Origin of the sequence: Bremerella sp. TYQ1 (assembly GCF_020150455.1) — a bacterium.
Taxonomy (GTDB): Bacteria; Planctomycetota; Planctomycetia; order Pirellulales; family Pirellulaceae; genus Bremerella; species Bremerella volcania_A.
In genome coordinates this window covers 803,474-821,984 of the sequence record NZ_CP083740.1, presented here as the reverse complement: position 1 = coordinate 821,984, position 18,511 = coordinate 803,474, and the positions used below count along the sequence as shown (strand labels likewise).

The following is an 18,511-nucleotide window of genomic DNA, read 5'->3' as shown; positions in this document are numbered from 1 at the left end:
TATCCGACCGCCTGACTCTTGCCCTATTCACCCAATACCCTCCGACGAACCTGCCTGCGCATGAAGACTATTTCGTTCCGCCTCGCCTTTTCGTTTTTCCTTCTTTCCATTTTCAGTGCTCCCACATTTGCCGCCGACGAAGCTTTTCAGGTTTTGTTCAACGGTAAGGATCTATCAGGCTGGAAAGGCCTCGACAAGTTCTGGTCGGTTCAAGACGGAGCCATCGTTGGCGAGACCACTAAAGATAATCCCACTCAAGGGAATACCTTTCTAATCTGGCAAGGAGGCGATGTCGGCGACTTCGAGTTTCGCTGCAAAGTTCGCTTCCAGGGAAATAACTCTGGCGTTCAGTATCGCAGCGAAGTTGTCGACGCAGACAATTTGGCGTTGAAGGGATACCAAGCGGACTTGCACCCGAAGCCTGAATACTTCGGCATGCTTTACGGCGAGAAAACGGGACGAGGAATCATTGCCACAAGAGGACAACAGCTGGCGATCTCGTCAGACGGTAAGAAAGAAGTTACCGGAACCGTTGGTGACAACGAGACGCTGACGGATGACCAGTGGAATGATCTGAGAATAGTCGCAGTTGGCAATCGCCTAATTCATCAAGTCAACGGCAAGACAACCGTCGACGTGACCGATAACAGCCAGGATGCTTTGCTGAAAGGGGCCCTTGGTCTGCAACTGCATGCCGGTCCACCGATGAAAGTTGAGTTCCGCAATTTGCTGCTCCGCAAATTGGCGGGAGAAGAAGCAAAGCAGATTCTTTCCGATGCAATTGCATCTGGCACGCCAACCGACTCCTCGGCTGAGAACGCGACGCCGGAATTATCTCCGAAATCAACCGACGAGTGGTTAAAGAGCAAACCGATAGCACAGTGGATTTGGTCCAAGCAATCACCCGATGGGCACAAGCTGTATTTTCGTAAGCCATTCCAGCTATCGGCCGCACCTAAGAAGGCGCGGATCTACGCGACGTGCGATAACCGAATGAAACTGCTCATCAACGGGAAAGCTCTCAAAAGCACCAATGCCTGGGAATCGCCAATCGAACTCGACGTGACAAAATCACTTCAAGCCGGGCAAAACCTGCTTGCCGTCGAGGGACAAAATGACGGGGGCGTTGCCGCATTAGTTGTTAAGCTAACCGTGGAATTGAATGATGGTTCGCAACAAACGATCGTGACCGATCCGAGTTGGAAGATAAGTGAATCGAAACCCAAAGGTTGGCAAACGGTCGCCTTCAACGATAAAAGTTGGCAAGCTCCTGTCGTCAAAGGCAAGCTAGGCGATGCGCCGTGGGGGATTCCCAACTACAGTTCGCAACAAGCCAACGGGGGCGCCACCGACCCGCTCAATCCGAAGAACATTTTGACGTCCCCTGGATTTGTTGTTGATCACATCTACACCGTTCCCAAAGAACGGGGCAGCTGGGTCTCGTTGACAACAGATCTAAAAGGGCGGCTCTATGCCTCCGATCAGGGCAAAGCAGGCCTTTTTCGGATTACCGTTCGGGAAAACGAGTCTCCGCTGATCGAGCCAGTTTCAGTCGGTTCTTTGGAATCGATTTCTGGCATTCAAGGTATGATCTGGGCATTCGATAGCTTGTGGGTTCACCGAAATGGTGGTCATCTTTATCGCTTGACCGACACCGACGGTGACGACCAACTCGACAAAGCTGAAACGATCCCTGGCGGTACCGGTGGTGGCGAGCATGGCAACCACGCCGTCATTGTCACTGAAGATGGCGAAGGGCTCTACTTGGACGGCGGCAATCATGCCCCGCTGGGTGAATATGCAGGCTCACGCGTGACAAGCTGGGATGAAGATCTTTTGCTTCCACGAATGTGGGATGCCCGAGGCCACGCACGTGGCAAGTTGGCTCCCGGGGGTTGGGTAACGCGACTCAACATCGAAAACAACGAGCAAACCATTTATACGATTGGTTTCCGAAATCAGTACGACATCGACCGTAATCGTTTCGGAGACGTCTTTACGTACGATGCCGACATGGAATGGGACCTAGGGCTGCCGTGGTATCGGCCGACGAGAATCTGCCACGTTGCCAGCGGTACCGACTATGGTTGGCGAAGCGGGTCTGGCAAATGGCCGGCCTATTACGAAGATAGTGCACCTCCCGTGATCGACATCGGCCCTGGTTCACCTACGGGCGTCGTTTCGGGAAAGGGAACCGCTTTTCCTTCTCGCTATCAGGACGCACTGTTCGCTCTCGACTGGACATTCGGCACCATTTACGCCATTCATTTAAAGCCTGACGGGGCCAGCTACAAAGCCACTGCCGAACCGTTTACGTTTGGTTCGCCACTTCCGGTGACCGACGCGATTGTCGGCAAAGATGGAGCGTTGTACTTCGCCATCGGAGGTCGTGGAGCTCAATCGGCTTTGTTCCGAGTTCGATACATTGGCAATGAGTCGACGGCCCCCCCTACCGACATCGATCCTGAAGCGGCCGAAGCTCGCAAGCAACGTCGACAGTTAGAGGCATTCCATGGTGCTCAAGACGACCAAGCCGTGGCAACTGCCTGGCCTTTTTTGGACAGCGAAGATCGCTTTCTCCGAAATGCAGCCCGCGTCGCAATCGAAAGCCAATCACCAGATAGCTGGGCGCAGCGTGTCTTCTCGGAAGTAAGCCCACAAGCGAAAGTAACCGCTGCCGTGGCATTAGCTCGTAGCGGCCAACCAGAGTACCGCGAACCCCTGCTAAAAAGCCTCTCGGCACTTAACGGCAAAGAACTCAACAAAAGCCAATTACTGGGTTTGCTTCGAGCCTACGCGTTGACGTTTATCCGTCTTGGGGCTCCGACAGAAGCGGAACGCCAAGCGGTCATTCGACAGATTGATCGGTTGCTTCCAAGTAGCGATGCCGATATCAATTCCGAGCTAATTCGCGTGTTGACTTACCTCAAAGCTGAAAGCGTGATTGCCAAAACGATGGCATTGATCGAGCAACGATCGACTCCTGAAATCCCAGATTGGTCGACGCTCGCTTCGCGTAATGCACGCTATGGCGGGACCGTAAACGAGCTACTCAAAAACCATCCTCCCACAAAAGAGATCGGCTACGCGTTCATCCTCCGCAACATGCGGCAAGGATGGACCATTCCGCAGCGCAAAGCATATTTCACGTTTCTAAACGAAGCCGCAAAAGCTTCTGGTGGTGCGAGCTATTCCGGGTATCTGACGCGAATTCGCGACGAGGCATTGGGAAATTGCACCGATGCGGAACGGAAAGCACTCGAGTCCATTACCGGAGAGAACTTCGATCCGGTTCCCGACTTTCCGATTGCGGAAATCGAAGGACCTGGTCAGCAGTATACGGTCGACACTGCGATGGCAGCTGTGCGTGGAAAACCGAACTTCGAGAAAGGTCGTTCGCTATTCTTTAGCGCTACCTGTGGCAAGTGTCATCGCCTCGGAACATTGGGTGGCAACATTGGCCCAGACCTGACAAGTATTCCTCACAAGTTCGATCAACGCTATGTCGTCGAAGCAATCGTTGAACCAAGCAAACATATTTCCGACCAATATGGTTCGTCGGTTGTTTTACTGGATACCGGACGCGTGGTTACAGGATTGATGGTCGAAAATGGCGACGAAGTTACCATCTTCCCCAATGAACCTAACGCCGAACCGATTAAGGTTTCACGCGATGAAATCGAAGAAGTTCAGCCATCTCCGGTTTCTCAAATGCCTAAAGATTTGCTCAATCCGCTTAGTCCTGAAGAAGTTCGCGATCTGGTGCACTATCTGATGGCGGCCGGAAATCCTCAAGACAAGCGATATCGCCAAGGCAAATAGCACAAGCTTCTTAACTTCTTTCAGCGACGGGGCCCCCTAACCGTCGCTGAAAACGCGACTAGCTCATCGAAAGAAGAGCCCCATGACACGTGAACGATTCGTCTCTTTTCTGACACTTTGCCTCACCCTCTGCTTAGCCCACGTTGGCCTGGCTCAGGAAAGTGTTTCACCCAAATACCCCAGTATCAGCGGGATCTATCCTCATCTTGCGTATTGGAACGATCACGGGGAGTGTGGCACAGGGGCGGTCGTTCCCTGGGCTGGCAAGCTGTGGGTGATCACTTATGCTCCGCATATGCCCAAAGGTTCAACCGACAAGCTGTATAGCATTTCGCCAAACCTCGATATGCAAATACACGAAGAAAGTGTCGGCGGTACTCCGGCCAACCGTCTGATTCATCAAGAAACGAATCAGCTGGTGATCGGCCCCTATGTAATAGACGCGGAAGGAGCCGTGCGTGTAATCCCGCCAACGAAAATGCCAGGTCGCTTAACAGGAACGGCTCGCCATCTTTCCGATCCCGAAAACAAAGTCTACTTCGCCACAATGGAAGAAGGCATCTACGAAGTCGACTTGAACACGCTCGATGTCACAGAACTATTTCAAGACGATCAGTCGCATGGGCGCAAAGTAGGTGATGACCCAACGGCCCATAAGATCCCTTTTGCCGCTTTGCCGGGCTACCACGGAAAAGGGCTCTACTCGGGACAGGGCCGATTGATTTATGCCAACAACGGCGAAGCCTCGAAGCTGGCTCAGACGCGTCCCGATATTCCTTCTGGCTGTCTGGCCGAATGGGATGGGAAAAGTAACAAGTGGAAGGTCATTCGCCGCAACCAGTTCACGGACATCCGCGGCCCTGGCGACCTAACAGGAAATTCCAATCCCGAGACCGACCCAATTTGGGCGATCGGCTGGGACCATCGCTCGTTAATTCTGATGCTGCTGGATCAAGGAGAATGGTACACCTATCGCCTACCTAAAGCATCGCACTGCTACGACGGCGCTCATGGCTGGAATACCGAATGGCCCAGAATCCATGACATCGGCGAAACCGATCTCGTGATGAACATGCATGGCATGTTTTGGCATTTTCCCCGCACATTCTCCCGAGACAACTCTGCTGGCATTTTGCCCCGTTCGACTTACTTGAAAGTGATCGGCGACTACTGCCTCTGGAACGATCAACTGGTCTTCGGCTGCGATGATGCCGCCCACAGCGAGTTTTTGAATACGCGTAAAGCGAAGGGAAAAGTGGCAGGCCCAGGGCAGTCTCACTCCAATTTGTGGTTTACATCAACGGACATTCTCGACCACCTCGGTGCATCTCTTGGCCGCGGTGGAGTGTGGCAAGCTGATGACGTTGCTGCTAACGCGCCGTCCGACCCCTATCTCTTCGCTGGGTTTCAGCGGCGATCGCTATGCCTATCGCATGGTGAAGACACCGCAGTCGATTTCCTTTTAGAGGTAGACGCCCGTGGCAACAATCAATGGGAAGAGCTTACAACGATTACGGTGCCAGCCGGCGAGACGATTTGGCACGACTTTGCTCCCGAGGAAAAAGGAGTTTGGCTACGGATTTCGACGAAGCAGTCCTGCCAGGAAGCCACTGCCCAATTTCAGTTCGCCAATCCCGACGTTCGCAAGCCAGATTCCTCTCAAGTGTTCAATGGTTTGCGTGATGACCAGTCGGAAAACTACTCCGAAGGTGTCGTACGTGTTCGTGGAGACCGGCTTCAAACGATGGCATTCGCTGCCACTCAATACGAAGGCGGAAAGCCAGTCCATCAGGCATTCTATGAACTCGACGGCGATCTTAAGCTGACCAATTCGCAAGATATGCCGGCCTTCCAGTGGACGCAAGAGAATGCTCCGATGGCGAAGGATGTGCTGACATACGACGAGGCTTCCATCTTGTATGTGGATGACGAAGGGAACCGTTGGCGTTTACCTCGAAATCCTGAGGCTGCTGCCGAGAATGACAAGTTCGGCCCCGTGCGAATTGCTCGTGAAGTTGCCACCGAGCGTGACTTGTTCAACTGTGGTGGTATCTTCTACGAACTTCCTGCTCGCAATGCCGATGGAATCGCCAAAGTTCGTCCCGTTTGCAGTCACCCCTTCGCAATCCACGACTTCTGTAGCTATCGAGGATTGATGATTCTCACCGGCGTTAACGCAGACGCATCAGGCGACCATATCATTCGTTCAGAGGATGGACGCGTTTCGCTGTGGGCAGGCGTGATCGACGATCTGTGGAAGCTCGGCAAACCGGTCGGAGTTGGCGGCCCATGGAAAAACAGCCCAGTCAAAGCAGGCGTTCCGTCCGATCCCTTCCTGATGACAGGCTTCGAGCAGAAATCGCTTACCCTAACTGCCGAACAAGCGACCGATATCCGCGTTGAAGTTGATATCGATGGAACAGGAAACTGGCACACTTACGAGACCTTTAGCATCACCCCTGGGAACGCTGTGACACATCCGTTTCCAGAGTCGTTTCAAGCTTATTGGGTCCGCCTGGTTTCTAGTGCTGATGCGACCGCTTCCGGTCAGCTGACTTACAAGTAGTCTTATACTATTCGACTACCACAGCACGCGACCAATGTCGCATTACGATCTTCTTGCGGCCAAGCTTCCCCTGTGGAAGCTTGGCCCATTTAAGAGCTTCGTTTATCGGCACAGTTTCCCGATTCAGCAAGTTAAAAACGGCAAGAACCCGGCAAAGGGCTTTTCGCACGTTTCTGCGCCCTTAAAATACGTAATAGGCATAGTATCCCCGCCTACTATGTTGCGTTACCTTTTCTAGAAACACCACATCCCCTGCTACCCGCCGAAGGCTTTCGGTATCGATTAGGAAGGATGCGTCGAGCCATGCCAGACCAGATTCGCATTCTTCTGATTGAGGATTCCCCACGAGAGGCGAGCCTGTTCGAGCAGTTTCTGCAACAAGCGGAAGAAACTTTTGAGGTTATCCACGTCACCCGACTAGACGAAGGCTTTTCGCGGCTTCAAGAAGAAATTGGTGTCGTACTGCTCGATTTGGATCTTCCTGATAGTCAGGGGATCGAAACCATCCGAGCGCTACACGCACGTTCTCCCCATATTCCTGTTGTGGTGCTTTCGGATCGGGTCGACAGGAATTTAGCTTCCCGAGTCATTCAGGAAGGCGCTCAAGATTGTCTCCCCAAGTCTAATGTCGATGTCGATTCACTCACGCGCTGCATCCGATACGCGATCGAACGGACTCATCGGCAGATCGTCGAGTCGACACTAGAGAATTCAGAGGCGCGATACCGTGGCTTGGTCGACACTCTACCGGTTTGCGTGCTGCAGAAAGACATGGATGGTCGATTTATTTTCGCCAATCAGGCCTACAGCGAATTCACGGGACATGTTATTTCAGAGATCCTAGGTAAGACGGACTTCGATCTTTCTCCTAAAGAAGTGGCAGAGAAATTTCGCGAAGACGACCACAAAGTTGCTGAGTCTGGAAAGCAGTTTCGGGACATTGAAGTTAATACGACCGATGGAAACACAACATGGGTCGAGGTAATCAAGTCGCCTATCCGCGACGCGCGGGGTGTAATCGTTGGAACCCAAGCGATCTTCTGGGATGTTACAGAACGGCAACTCGCCGTCGAGACATTACTCAAAGCGAAAGAGGCGGCGGAAGAAGCCAATCGTGCCAAGAGCGAGTTCCTCGCGAATATGAGTCACGAGATTCGTACGCCACTCAATGCCGTGATTGGTATGGCCGAACTTCTTTTGGATACGTCCCTGACCCAAACTCAGCGTGACTACCTGAAGATGATCCACGAATCAGGCGAGTCGCTTCTTTCAGTGATCAACGATATTCTCGACTTCTCGAAAATTGAAGCAGGTAAGCTCGACCTGATCTCGAAGCCGTTCGACATTCGCGAAACAGTCGGCGACATGATGAAGCCGCTTGGGGTCCGGGCCGGCGGGAATGGACTTGAACTGACGTGCCACTTCGACGGAAACGTACCTGCCATTATCGAAGGTGATCCTCACCGGCTTCGTCAAATTGTCGTGAACCTGGTCGGTAATGCGATTAAGTTCACCGAGAAAGGTGAAATCGATTTCGACGTTGCCGTTGAATCGATCGACGACGCAGTCGTCGAACTTCATTTTCAAGTTCGCGATACAGGGATTGGTATTGCCGAAGACAAGCTTGGCACCATCTTTGAGGCGTTTGAACAAGCCGATTCTGGATCGACGCGTCAGTACGGCGGCACCGGTTTAGGCCTGGCCATTTGTGCCCGACTGATTGAGCTAATGAAAGGACGTATCTGGGTTGAAAGCAAAGTGGGAGAAGGCAGCACCTTTCACTTCATGGCTCGATTCCCAATCAATCGCACGGATACCCGTCAACGATCACGCGTCACCGCCCGCATCCAAGGTACTCGAGTACTTATTGTCGACGACAACGCGACGAACCGTACCATCCTGGACGAAATCGTTCGCAGTTGGGGAATGCGAACCGAACTCGCAGCCGATGCCAAGGAAGGCCTGCGATTGATGAAAGAGGCGTACTCGGTAGGGGACCGTTTTGCACTTCTGCTCACCGATGTGGAAATGCCAGGGAAAGATGGCCTCGATCTTGTGGCAGCCGTGCGAGACATTCCAAACCTGGAAGACACGCTCGTCATCGTGCTCAGTTCGTCGGAACGCCCTACGACAAGATCTCGCTGCGATGAACTTCAGGTTCAGTCTTTCCTGATGAAACCTGCTAAGCAGTCGGAGCTTTTTGATTCGATTATCGTCGCGTTAGGGGTAGTCGCTCCGGAAGACGAAAACGAGTCAAAGTCACTCGACCGCTCGAGCAATATAGGACCGCTAAACGTATTGTTGGCCGAGGATAATCGAGCGAACCAACGTCTGGCGATCGCATTGCTGGAGAAATGGGGACACACGGTCACGTTGGCGGAAAACGGGAAGGAAGCTGTCGAGCTTTGGCGGCGTCAATCCTTTGATTTGATCATTATGGATGTCCAGATGCCGGAGATGGATGGCCTTCACGCGACGAGAATCATTCGTGCTGAAGAAAAAGCGACCGGCAATCATATCCCCATTATCGCGATGACCGCCCACGCGTTAGCTGGTGATCGCGAAAAGTGCCTTGAGTCTGGGATGGATGGCTACACGTCAAAGCCACTCCGCATTCAAGAGTTACACCAGTCCCTTTCAGAATTGTTCAGTACTTCTGGTGAAACGGAGTCCTCGCAAGATAGTTCAGCCGAGGTGGCTGAAAGCACCATGGATTGGTCACATGCACTTAAAGCGTGCGACGGGGACAAAGAATTATTCGTTGATTTGCTTGGTCTTTTCCTGGAAGAAACTCCAACGTTGCTAGATCGTCTTGACCAAGCCATCGAAACGGAAGACTTCGAGGCTATCTACAGGGCGGCCCATACCATCGTTGGTTCGCTGAGAATCATTGGCCCCACCGAAGCGGGGACACTCGCCAGCGATATTCAAAACGCAGCCCATGATCAGCGTTTAGACGGCGTCCAGTCCCTTACGCCAAAATTAAGAGAAGCGATCAGCGGCCTCCTCCATGAAGCTGCCTTGCAACTCAAAGCGAACGATTAGGAAGCTTTGCTGCACTTGTGCTTTGGTGTTTCGCCACCCGAAGACGTGCGAACTCTTTTCTTCGACAGCTTCTTGCCGGTTGGGTGGTAATCTCTACGGCATTACGTAAACCTGATTCCTTCGCTAAAAATAGGAATAGAATTCGCATAACAAAGGGCGAAATAGGTAGATAGCGTCAGTTTCTGTCAGGAAGACGGCAACTCGCTTGATTCGCGCGCACGAGTAGCATTTTTTGTGGGCACATACGTCATGCCTGCGTAGGAACATGGGAGCATATGCCGGAAGCGGAGTGGGATCGGTTATCAGCGGAAGCAGAACGGGAACCAGGAGCAAATTGGCGTCGCTGGGGGCCCTACCTTGCCGAGCGTCAATGGGGAACCGTTCGAGAGAGCACGGCCGAAGGGGATCCATGGCTTAACTTCACTCACGAAGAAGCCACTTGGAGAACGTACCGTTGGGGCGAAGATGGCCTGCTGGGAATCTGTGACCGACAATGCCGACTTTGTTTCGGGCTCGCACTATGGAATGAAAAGGATCCGATTCTGAAAGAGCGTCTTTTCGGACTGACAGGACCGGAAGGAAACCATGGAGAAGATGTCAAAGAGGCGTACTACTACCTTGATTCGACTCCCACGCACTCGTACCTGAAGGCACTTTATAAGTACCCTCAAGCCGAATTCCCTTACGAACATCTGCGCAGCGAGAACGCGCGCCGAAATCGCCACGAACCAGAGTTCGAGCTGACCGACACATGCATCTTTGATGAAGGTCGCTACTTCGATGTACAAGCAGAATACGCCAAGGCGTCCCCCGAAGATCTGCTCATTCGGATCACCATTTTCAACCGAGGCCCCGAAGACGCTGCCGTGCACTTATTGCCAACATGGTGGTTTCGAAATACGTGGGCTTGGGGACCAACACTCGAGAAACCAGACGTAAAGCCGACTCTTACGCAAGTCGCCGACGACGAAGTTGCAGTAAAGCATGAAACGCTCGGCAACTATCGCATTTACGTCGATCATGGCCCGGAAGGGGAACAGCCGCCATGGCTATTTACCGAAAACGAAACGAACACATGGCGATTTGAAGATCACAATAGTCGTCGACCGTCGTGCAAAGATGCGTTTCACTTATCGGTTGTGCAAGGAATGAATGGGGTCGTGAACCCCAATCGCGTTGGCACCAAAGCGGCTTCTCATTTTCGAGTAACCGTCGGGGCTGGCGAGTCCGTTGAATTTCGTTTGCGACTTTGTCCAGAAAGTGACCTTCCCGAAAAGCCGTTCGACGATCGCTTTAATGAAGCCTTCGCCACTCGAATTAGCGAGGCAGATGCGTATGCCAAATCGCGTGTCGCCCCTGGGCTGACGACCGACGAACAAACCGTGTTGCGGCAGGCGGACGCTGGTCTTCTCTGGACCAAACAGTTCTATCACTACGTCATTCCACGATGGCTTGAAAACAAAGGGAATCCCAAGAAGGGACTAGATGTCCCCACCCCCGGTGCACCTAGTCCGCGAAACGCCGACTGGGGACATCTCTACAACCGCAACATCATTTCGATGCCAGACAAGTGGGAATACCCTTGGTACGCTGCGTGGGATTCAGCGTTCCACTTAATTCCCTTCGCCAAGTTAGATCCATATTTTGCAAAAGAACAAGCCATTCTCTTCCTGCGAGAATGGTATATGCACCCCAACGGGCAGCTCCCTGCCTACGAATGGAATTTCAGCGACGTCAATCCTCCGGTTCATGCGTGGGCATGTTGGCGCGTCTATCAAATGACTGCCTCCAATGGAGATCGTGACCGGGAATTCTTGGAACGTGTCTTTCAAAAGTTGCTGCTAAACTTCACCTGGTGGGTTAATCGCAAAGACATTCGCGGCAAGCATGTCTTCAGCGGTGGCTTTCTGGGATTGGACAACATTGGAATCTTCGATCGTTCCAAGCCGCTGCCGACCGGAGGGCATTTAGAACAAGCCGACGGTACCGCGTGGATGGCCTACTTCTGCTCGAGCATGTTGTCGATTGCTTTCGAGCTTGCCGACGGAAATCCTGCCTATGAAGACATGGCCTCGAAATTCTTCGAGCACTACGTTTCTATTGCAGAAGCCATGAACTCGTTAGACGGAACGGGACTGTGGGATGAAACGGATGGCTTTTACTACGATCATCTTCACCTTGATGGTAATAGCATACCGCTGCGAATCCGCTCGATCGTAGGTCTCATTCCACTGCTCACCGTAGACGTACTTTTTGATCGCACCATCGAAAAGCTTCCTGCGTTTCGCAAACGGATGGAGTGGTTTCTGAACTTCCGGCCAGAGTTGGCAAAGTTCATGACCTACATGGATCACGAACCAGAAGGAGAACGCGCAGGCCATCGTCTGCTGGCGATTCCTACCAAGGAACGGTTGCTCCGCATGCTCCGATATTTGTTGGATGAAGACGAGTTCCTTTCCAACTATGGAATTCGTTCGCTGTCCAAATATCACGAAGAACACCCGTTCGAATACGAGCTGCATGGGGAAAAGCTCCGCGTGCAGTATCTTCCCGCGGAGTCAGACAGCGGGCTATTTGGCGGCAACTCGAACTGGCGCGGCCCGATTTGGTTTCCGCTGAATTATCTGATCATTGAGGCGCTTGAGCGGTATCACTTGTTCTACGGAAAATCCTTGCGTGTCGAATGTCCGACTCGCTCTGGAAACTATATGGATTTGCAACAAGTCGCCGACGAAATACGCAAGCGACTCTCTAAGCTGTTTCTCGCCGACGCAGAAGGTGATCGCCCCAGCTATGCCCGAACGGACGTTTTGCTGAACGATCCACACTGGCGAGATCTGGTCCTTTTCTATGAGTATTTCGATGCGGAAACAGGAAAAGGACTTGGAGCGAGCCATCAAACAGGGTGGACGGCATTGATCTCACCGATCTTGGGTACCCTCGCCACGCGAAGAAACGCTGAGCAGAAAAACTAGCACTGCAGACTCTTGATATGAGTCGCCCGTAGTCTTCGCAGCATTACCGCGGCCCCTCTTCGCATGAGGTGCCGCGGACAGCAAAAGTTGCGTTTTGCCTTCTAAGTTATAAGATGACGCATGTCTCTCCTGTCCTGACCTCCCTACCTATTCAGGCCCAGACATGCGACTATTCTTTCCTCTTCTAGCGTTCTTGCTTGTCAATTTTCCGGTACTCGCAAACTGCCAAGAGCCTCGTTTCACCCAACCTATTCCTGATCGATTCCCGGAGCTTTTTTATCTGGCAAATACGAGCAATGTCTACTTGCTCAAAAAGGACGGGCATGGCTTGTTAATCAATACGGGAGCAAGCGATCTTGAAAATGCCCTTCGAGACGTAGGAGTCGCCCAAGTCGATCTGCTCTTGCTGAACAACCATCACCGTGAAAATATTCAAGCGATCCGACAAACATCCCTGCAACAAACTCAAATTTACGCGTCAGAAATGGAAGCCGAGATCCTGACGTCGCCCATCAAGTTCCGCAAATGGTATCCACAGCTGAGTGATCGCTACTCCGTCTACGGAGCCAGCTTTGTCCGCCCTCCTGCGCGGCCTATTCGGGTCGATCGAAAATTAGAAGATGGCGATATTGTTATTTGGCGGGGACTCCAGCTTCGATGTCTAAGCACGCCTGGGCATTCTCCGGGCGAGCTGTCTTTCTTAATTTCCAAGGGAGACGACACGTTCGCGTTTTCTGGTGGTTTGATGTATGACGGCTCGAGGTTTACGAACTGGTTTGACAGCGAATGGGATTACGGCTTCGCCGCAGGCATCGACGCTATATTGCGATCTGTCGGTCGACTTTCCGAAGCAAACGTCGATGTCATGCTTCCCGTTCAGGGCCCCATTGTTTTAAACGCAAGAGAGCAACTGGCGACCTATCGCGAACGTCTGGAGAGTTTTCGCGAGAAGTACATCCGAGGTTACCCCGTATTTGATAAGGATCCTGACAAGCGAGACCGAGTGTCGCAGCCTACGCAGGTTCCTCATCTCAATCAGGTCACCCCTCACTTGTATAAGCTAAACGATGATTTTCAGGGGCGAAATTTTTCGATCCTCGTTTCCGACAGCGGCCACGGTTTAATCTTAGACTGCGGATTATTTCCGCAAGATGTTCTAGAAGAAATCATCGTTGGACTAAGACAACACATGGGGCTCAAACAGATCGATGCGTACTGGATTTCTCATATGCACGGCGATCACTTCTTACATGGCCCGTTTTTGAAAGAGAAGTATGGCGCCGAAGCATGGACACTCGACAAGATTGTGGATCGATGCGAAAACCCGCGACGTTATGATTATGCGGCTCTCGTGTCTGCCTATGGCGATGGGTTCGATGGCATGAAGATTGACAAAGCTTTTCAAGATGGGGAAAGCATTACTTGGGAAGGTTACAAGATCCAAGTCGATTGGCTACCGGGACAGACGGAGTTTGGTTGCTGTTTATGGCTCGATATCGACGACAAACGAATTGCTTTCACAGGGGACAACTTGTTTGGTGATCCACGCGATCGTTCCCAAACCGCACACGACTGCGTCGTCGCCAGAAACAGCGCTATTCTCGCAGAAGGCCACGTTCACGGCAGCCAATACCTTTTGAAATTGAACCCGGACATCATCATGGCAGCTCATTCGTACGTGATGCCGGATCCTCAAGAACTACTGCAGCGTTACCATGCCTGGTCGAAAGATATGCAAGCAGCTTTTCAACAAATGTTACCCGATCAGGATTACGAATATCTTTTCGATCCCTACTGGGTCTCAGCTTATCCCTATCGCATCGATCTAAGCGACGGCAAGTCGCATGATGTCATGATTACGGTTCGAAATTTCAGAAAACAAGATCAGCATCATCGCGTTGAGTTGATTCTTCCAGAAGGAGTGACGGCCCAGCCAAAATTGCTGGTCGGTTCGGTGTCACCCAAAAGCCGTCAAGAATTTAAAGTCACTCTTACGGCCGACACAAGTCAAATGCCCGAAGGAGTTCAAATCATTCCACTGGACATCACTCTAGACGGAAAGCAGTACGGACAATGGTTTGATTTTCTTATAGGGAATAAACCGTAGCCTAAACAACATTGGCCGTAGGAAATCGCATGACATCCCACCGATTGAATTTCTACCTAAATCTGAATTGACATCTCCCTCTATAGTCCTTGTAATAAGACTTCTCCCAGGCCATTATTGCCGCACACCTCCTCTTCGTTCGCCCAGAACTTCCGGCGATCGAACATACTCTTTTCGTTTCCCTTGAAAGGTTTAGTTGATGATTATCTGGGGTACGCGAGGGATCTCCTCGACGGAAGAACGGAATCATTTCAATTGCCCGCAATGCCGTACGAAGCGTGATGGAAGTTTAAAAAACGTCCGCACCTTTTTCACGCTCTACTTCATCCCAATCATTCCCATGTCATCGGCTGGACGTTATGTGGAATGCCATTCGTGCGGAGGCACTTTCGCCGAAGAAGTTTGGACGTATGACCCAGAAAGAGAACAAGCCCAAACGATGCAGCAGATGCTGCGAGTGATGATTGTTGCTGCGTTGACGGATGGTCAAGTCGACCGTTTCGAGCGAGACGAGATCAAGACTTTGTACCTGGACTTGACGGGGCTTCCACTTACAGATGTCACGTTGGATCAGGAAATTGATTTCGCCATGGAAGCCAAAGTGACACTTTGCGGGTTCGTCAGCAAAATTGTCAACGGACTTTCCGGTCATGGTCGTGCGTTAGTCGTCAAACTTGCCTATTGCGTCATGAGCTCCGCGGGCGATCTGACTCCAGAACAAGACAATGCACTGATCGAACTTGGAGATACGCTCGGAATTCCACAAGATCAGTTCTTAGAGTTGCTGAAACACATTCGCGATTCCCAAAATGAGGAATTCGCCTGATGCGGCCCTCTTCGTCGATGAATGTTTGGCGTCATGCGACAGGGCACCTACTGCATTTGGCTCTCATTCTATTTCCGACGATTCTGATTTCGCTTGGCAGTATCACGCAGTACGATGTGTTGATTTTTGCTTTTATGATCGGAGTTGCAGGACTGATCGAAAGCATTCTTGTCTACCCATCTCGTAAGGAGACAACCGACGATCCTCGCGCTCTTCAAGTTGCGGCGTTCGTGGGCGCATTCATGTTAGTCATGTTCTGGACAGCCCAATTGGAACGCCAGTTTCTTTCGCCCAGTACTTGGAATCTCTCGGTCTTTGGCACAGTGCTCGTCGTTTGCGGCATCATACTTCGTGCAAGTGCGATTCATTCGCTAGGACCACGTTTCATTTCCGACGTACACTGCGATGGCCCGCCGGTTACCAAGGGGATTTACCGTTTTATGCGGCACCCCTCCGAAATTGGCATGCTTGCCATTGCGGTGGGCGGTCCATTGATTCTCCAAGCCCCCTGGACCGCCATCATCGCGTTTTCTGTTCTTACGCCCATCTCTTATTGGCGAGTTCTCCGAGAAAACAAAGTTCTTGCCGCTGCAAAGATTTAGGGTAGACCGCATCAGCAGGCGACATCGCGCCGAATCTAGGTCACCGCCTTGAAGCTCGCGAACAAACTCGCACGAGAAACCTCATTGCACAACAAATTAATCGTGCATGTGCTGCGGGTAAATTTGATCCAAGTCTACCTGCCCCAGGCTATGCGTTTGAAGCGTCTCAACGAGAACACGATGCTTCATGACTCCAAGTCGCGTACCCGATCCTTTCTTCTAACGCACTAGCAAAACGGCAATATCATCAGGATGGAAAGACTTATTGAATGGGCAAAGCAAGACTTGAAGCGTTAAACCGAAAAGGGTCGGTAGCTTCCATGATCAATGGTTCCGTCATCGGATGCTGCTTATGCGATTCAAGCCGAACAGCCGTCCCGAGATAAGGATCGACACCCTGATCAAATGCGAACGTTAGAGAGATCACTTCGTGGACATTCGTTCCGTGGTGAGTCGCCATGTGATCGCTCCGGGTGTCCTGCTCTAACTAATCTTTTCGAGATGCTTGCTGAAGTGTGCTTTGGCGATTAGCCAATTCTTTGTAAGTGCTGGCACCTTACCAAAAGAAAGCGCAGACGCAGCTAACTAAAGTCATTAGCGCGGCATTAAGCCACAGCTTACGCGTCTGTTGCCAACATTCCTTTCCAAGCGTTGCCACCCACATACTATTTGATGACCCATACTACAATTTTTTTCTGACACTCTAGCCTGATAACCCCACTCTTTCACACACGTCTCCCACTTGCAACTTTCCTGCACTACCAATAGACTCGCACTGAATTGGCTTAACTCTGCATGCCGGCGGGAAGCAGCATCAATGGGCGGTATTCCTGACGTACTTGCAGCCTTCGATTCTTAAAGACAAGGCTTAACAACGTGACAAAGCGTCCGAATCACAAGCAGGGATTTACATTGGTTGAGCTATTGGTTGTGATCGCCATCATTGGAATCTTGATTGGACTTTTACTTCCTGCGGTACAGCAGGCTCGAGAAGCAGCTCGGCGTATGCAGTGCATCAACAACATGAAGCAGATTGGCTTGGCGGTGCATAACTATGAAAGCACACACGGCGTTACTCCGCTTCAAATGGTCCTCGAACCTGGCGAATTCAACAATTTGGCGTTTCTCTTGCCGTTTATTGAGCAGTCCGCCATTCATGACGAGCTTGATTTTTCGGTATTCAGTTGGGCAACTGTGAATCAGCCGCTATACCTCGTTCCCCTACCTATTTATGTCTGCCCTTCCGACTCAGTCGAACACACGAGTGCCAGGGCAGATAGCTCCTACGTTATTAACGTGGGCTGGCCTCGGCTTTCGACAGGCCCTGATGGTGCATTTCCTGTTCCGGACCTCACGAGAGTCGATGGGATTTACGTCAATCTCTCTCCGATGAATGGAATGGCGTCCGTACCAGAGGACGGAACCATTGTCCGCTTTCGCGATGTGACCGACGGCCTTTCCAATACGATCGCTTACAGTGAACGTTTGAAGCACTCCGGTGTGACGGCCGATGTGGCTACCGTTGCCGACGACCGGGCAGTGTTTTCTACGAGCCACAACGATGCCATCGGTAAATCGATGCCTGAGTTGGTTGACCTCTGCTATTCGCTTACAAATCGCGACTCCACATCTACCAAAGGACTGGGCACAAATTGGTACGACGCATTTCCGACATGCAATCAAACGTTTACCAGTTTAATGCCGCCTAATTCGCGGTCCTGCTTGTTCGGTTCTGCCTACGGAGGACCTGGCTACTACGATGGCGATCGTGGGACGTCTCCCAGCAGCATGCATACTGGTGGGGTGAACTGCCTGTTGGGGGATGGCTCGGTTCGCTTTGCAACGGAAACGATTGACCTTCGAACCTGGTGGGCGCTCGGAGGACGAAACGACGGCATGGTTCTTGGTGATTTCTAAGAAGACACGATGTATTGACCATTCCACCGGTTACTTTTTCCCATTCAGTTTCATTTCAAAAATGAGAGGATCCCGTGACGCCAATCGTTAAAAGCCTTATGGCATCCTTGGTAACTATCGCTCTTATCCTCGCTGGCTCTTTCAGCATCACAGGTTGTACAGACCAAGAGGCTATCCAAGCAATTGACCAAGAGGCGGTTCAAGAAGGCCAGAACGCCATCGAACGCATCAAAAAGGATCGAGCGATTCCCAGAAGACAGAAGCAAATAATGATCGAGAGAATCCAGATGGAAGTCAAAGAGCAAACGGGCGAGTCGATTTCTGCAGAGTAAAAGTGACTTTGCCAAACATCACCTTCCGCCGTAACTTCCGGCTGCCACACTTACCTGTGACCTTGGGTTTGCTACCGAACGCAGAACGAGATAACACTCCCCAAAAAAGATCTACTCGGAAAAGTGATCAAGCGTCGGCTCAAGCAAATTCAACGATAAGATGAAGCTTTCCGGAAGCCTAATAGGCTTAAGAAAATCTAAGAGTTATCTTCTTCGTTGCCGTCAGCTATGTAGCTAGGAGCAATAAAGAGTCGCTTCGGGATCACCTTAGGACCTATTCGGGTTCCTAGCACGAAAAACCCGGACGAATTGAATTCCG

The 18,511-nt window shown here is 51.6% G+C and carries 10 protein-coding genes; 9 read left to right on the top strand and 1 reads right to left on the bottom strand.

Going from position 1 to position 18,511, the window contains the following annotated elements; genetic code table 11:
• Positions 1-60: 60 nt before the first annotated feature.
• The 7 genes from LA756_RS03050 (at position 61) to LA756_RS03020 (ending at position 15,943) form a co-directional block, all read left to right on the top strand.
• Positions 61-3,822, top strand: coding sequence for a family 16 glycoside hydrolase (locus LA756_RS03050; RefSeq protein ID WP_224438414.1), 3,762 nt, complete (start codon positions 61-63; stop codon positions 3,820-3,822).
• Positions 3,823-3,904: 82 nt separating this feature from the next.
• Positions 3,905-6,388 (top strand): hypothetical protein, encoded by a 2,484-nt coding sequence (locus LA756_RS03045; RefSeq protein WP_224438413.1) that lies wholly within the window; start codon positions 3,905-3,907, stop codon positions 6,386-6,388.
• A 303-nt stretch (positions 6,389-6,691) separates the two neighbouring features.
• Complete coding sequence (locus LA756_RS03040; protein WP_224438412.1) at positions 6,692-9,433, top strand: response regulator; 2,742 nt, start codon at positions 6,692-6,694, stop codon at positions 9,431-9,433.
• Between the two features lie 275 nt (positions 9,434-9,708).
• Positions 9,709-12,408, top strand: a complete 2,700-nt coding sequence (locus LA756_RS03035) for a glucosidase (protein WP_224438411.1) — start codon at positions 9,709-9,711, stop codon at positions 12,406-12,408.
• 163 nt (positions 12,409-12,571) lie between these two features.
• Positions 12,572-14,515 carry an MBL fold metallo-hydrolase gene (locus tag LA756_RS03030; RefSeq protein WP_224438410.1) on the top strand — a complete coding sequence of 648 codons (1,944 nt, stop codon included), beginning with the start codon at positions 12,572-12,574 and terminating at the stop codon, positions 14,513-14,515.
• 199 nt (positions 14,516-14,714) lie between these two features.
• A complete protein-coding gene (locus tag LA756_RS03025) occupies positions 14,715-15,341 on the top strand; it encodes a zinc-ribbon domain-containing protein (protein WP_224438409.1) in 627 nt (208 codons plus the stop codon).
• The gene (locus LA756_RS03020) at positions 15,341-15,943 is read left to right on the top strand and encodes an isoprenylcysteine carboxylmethyltransferase family protein (RefSeq protein ID WP_224438408.1); all 603 of its coding nucleotides are present in this window, start codon (positions 15,341-15,343) and stop codon (positions 15,941-15,943) included. Before LA756_RS03025 ends, LA756_RS03020 begins: the two co-directional genes overlap by 1 nt.
• Positions 15,944-16,205: 262 nt before the next feature.
• Here LA756_RS03020 and LA756_RS03015 read toward each other — a convergent pair whose 3' ends face one another.
• Entirely contained in the window at positions 16,206-16,403 is a 198-nt protein-coding gene (locus LA756_RS03015; RefSeq protein ID WP_224438407.1) for a hypothetical protein, read from the bottom strand.
• A gap of 416 nt (positions 16,404-16,819) precedes the next feature.
• Here LA756_RS03015 and LA756_RS03010 point away from each other — a divergent pair, with 416 nt between their 5' ends.
• Entirely contained in the window at positions 16,820-17,860 is a 1,041-nt protein-coding gene (locus LA756_RS03010) for a DUF1559 domain-containing protein (RefSeq protein WP_224438406.1), read from the top strand.
• Between the two features lie 74 nt (positions 17,861-17,934).
• On the top strand, positions 17,935-18,192 hold the full coding sequence (locus LA756_RS03005; protein WP_224438405.1) for a hypothetical protein: 258 nt from the start codon (positions 17,935-17,937) through the stop codon (positions 18,190-18,192).
• Positions 18,193-18,511: the final 319 nt, after the last annotated feature.

Bases quoted from the DNA above. Each gene is read 5' to 3' on its own strand.
- LA756_RS03035 (WP_224438411.1), top strand. From the start codon at position 9,709: ATGCCGGAAGCGGAGTGGGATCGGTTATCAGCGGAAGCAGAACGGGAA.
- LA756_RS03025 (WP_224438409.1), top strand. From the start codon at position 14,715: ATGATTATCTGGGGTACGCGAGGGATCTCCTCGACGGAAGAACGGAAT.
- LA756_RS03030 (WP_224438410.1), top strand. From the start codon at position 12,572: ATGCGACTATTCTTTCCTCTTCTAGCGTTCTTGCTTGTCAATTTTCCG.
- LA756_RS03020 (WP_224438408.1), top strand. From the start codon at position 15,341: ATGCGGCCCTCTTCGTCGATGAATGTTTGGCGTCATGCGACAGGGCAC.
- LA756_RS03040 (WP_224438412.1), top strand. From the start codon at position 6,692: ATGCCAGACCAGATTCGCATTCTTCTGATTGAGGATTCCCCACGAGAG.
- LA756_RS03045 (WP_224438413.1), top strand. From the start codon at position 3,905: ATGACACGTGAACGATTCGTCTCTTTTCTGACACTTTGCCTCACCCTC.
- LA756_RS03050 (WP_224438414.1), top strand. From the start codon at position 61: ATGAAGACTATTTCGTTCCGCCTCGCCTTTTCGTTTTTCCTTCTTTCC.
- LA756_RS03015 (WP_224438407.1), bottom strand. From the start codon at position 16,403: ATGGCGACTCACCACGGAACGAATGTCCACGAAGTGATCTCTCTAACG.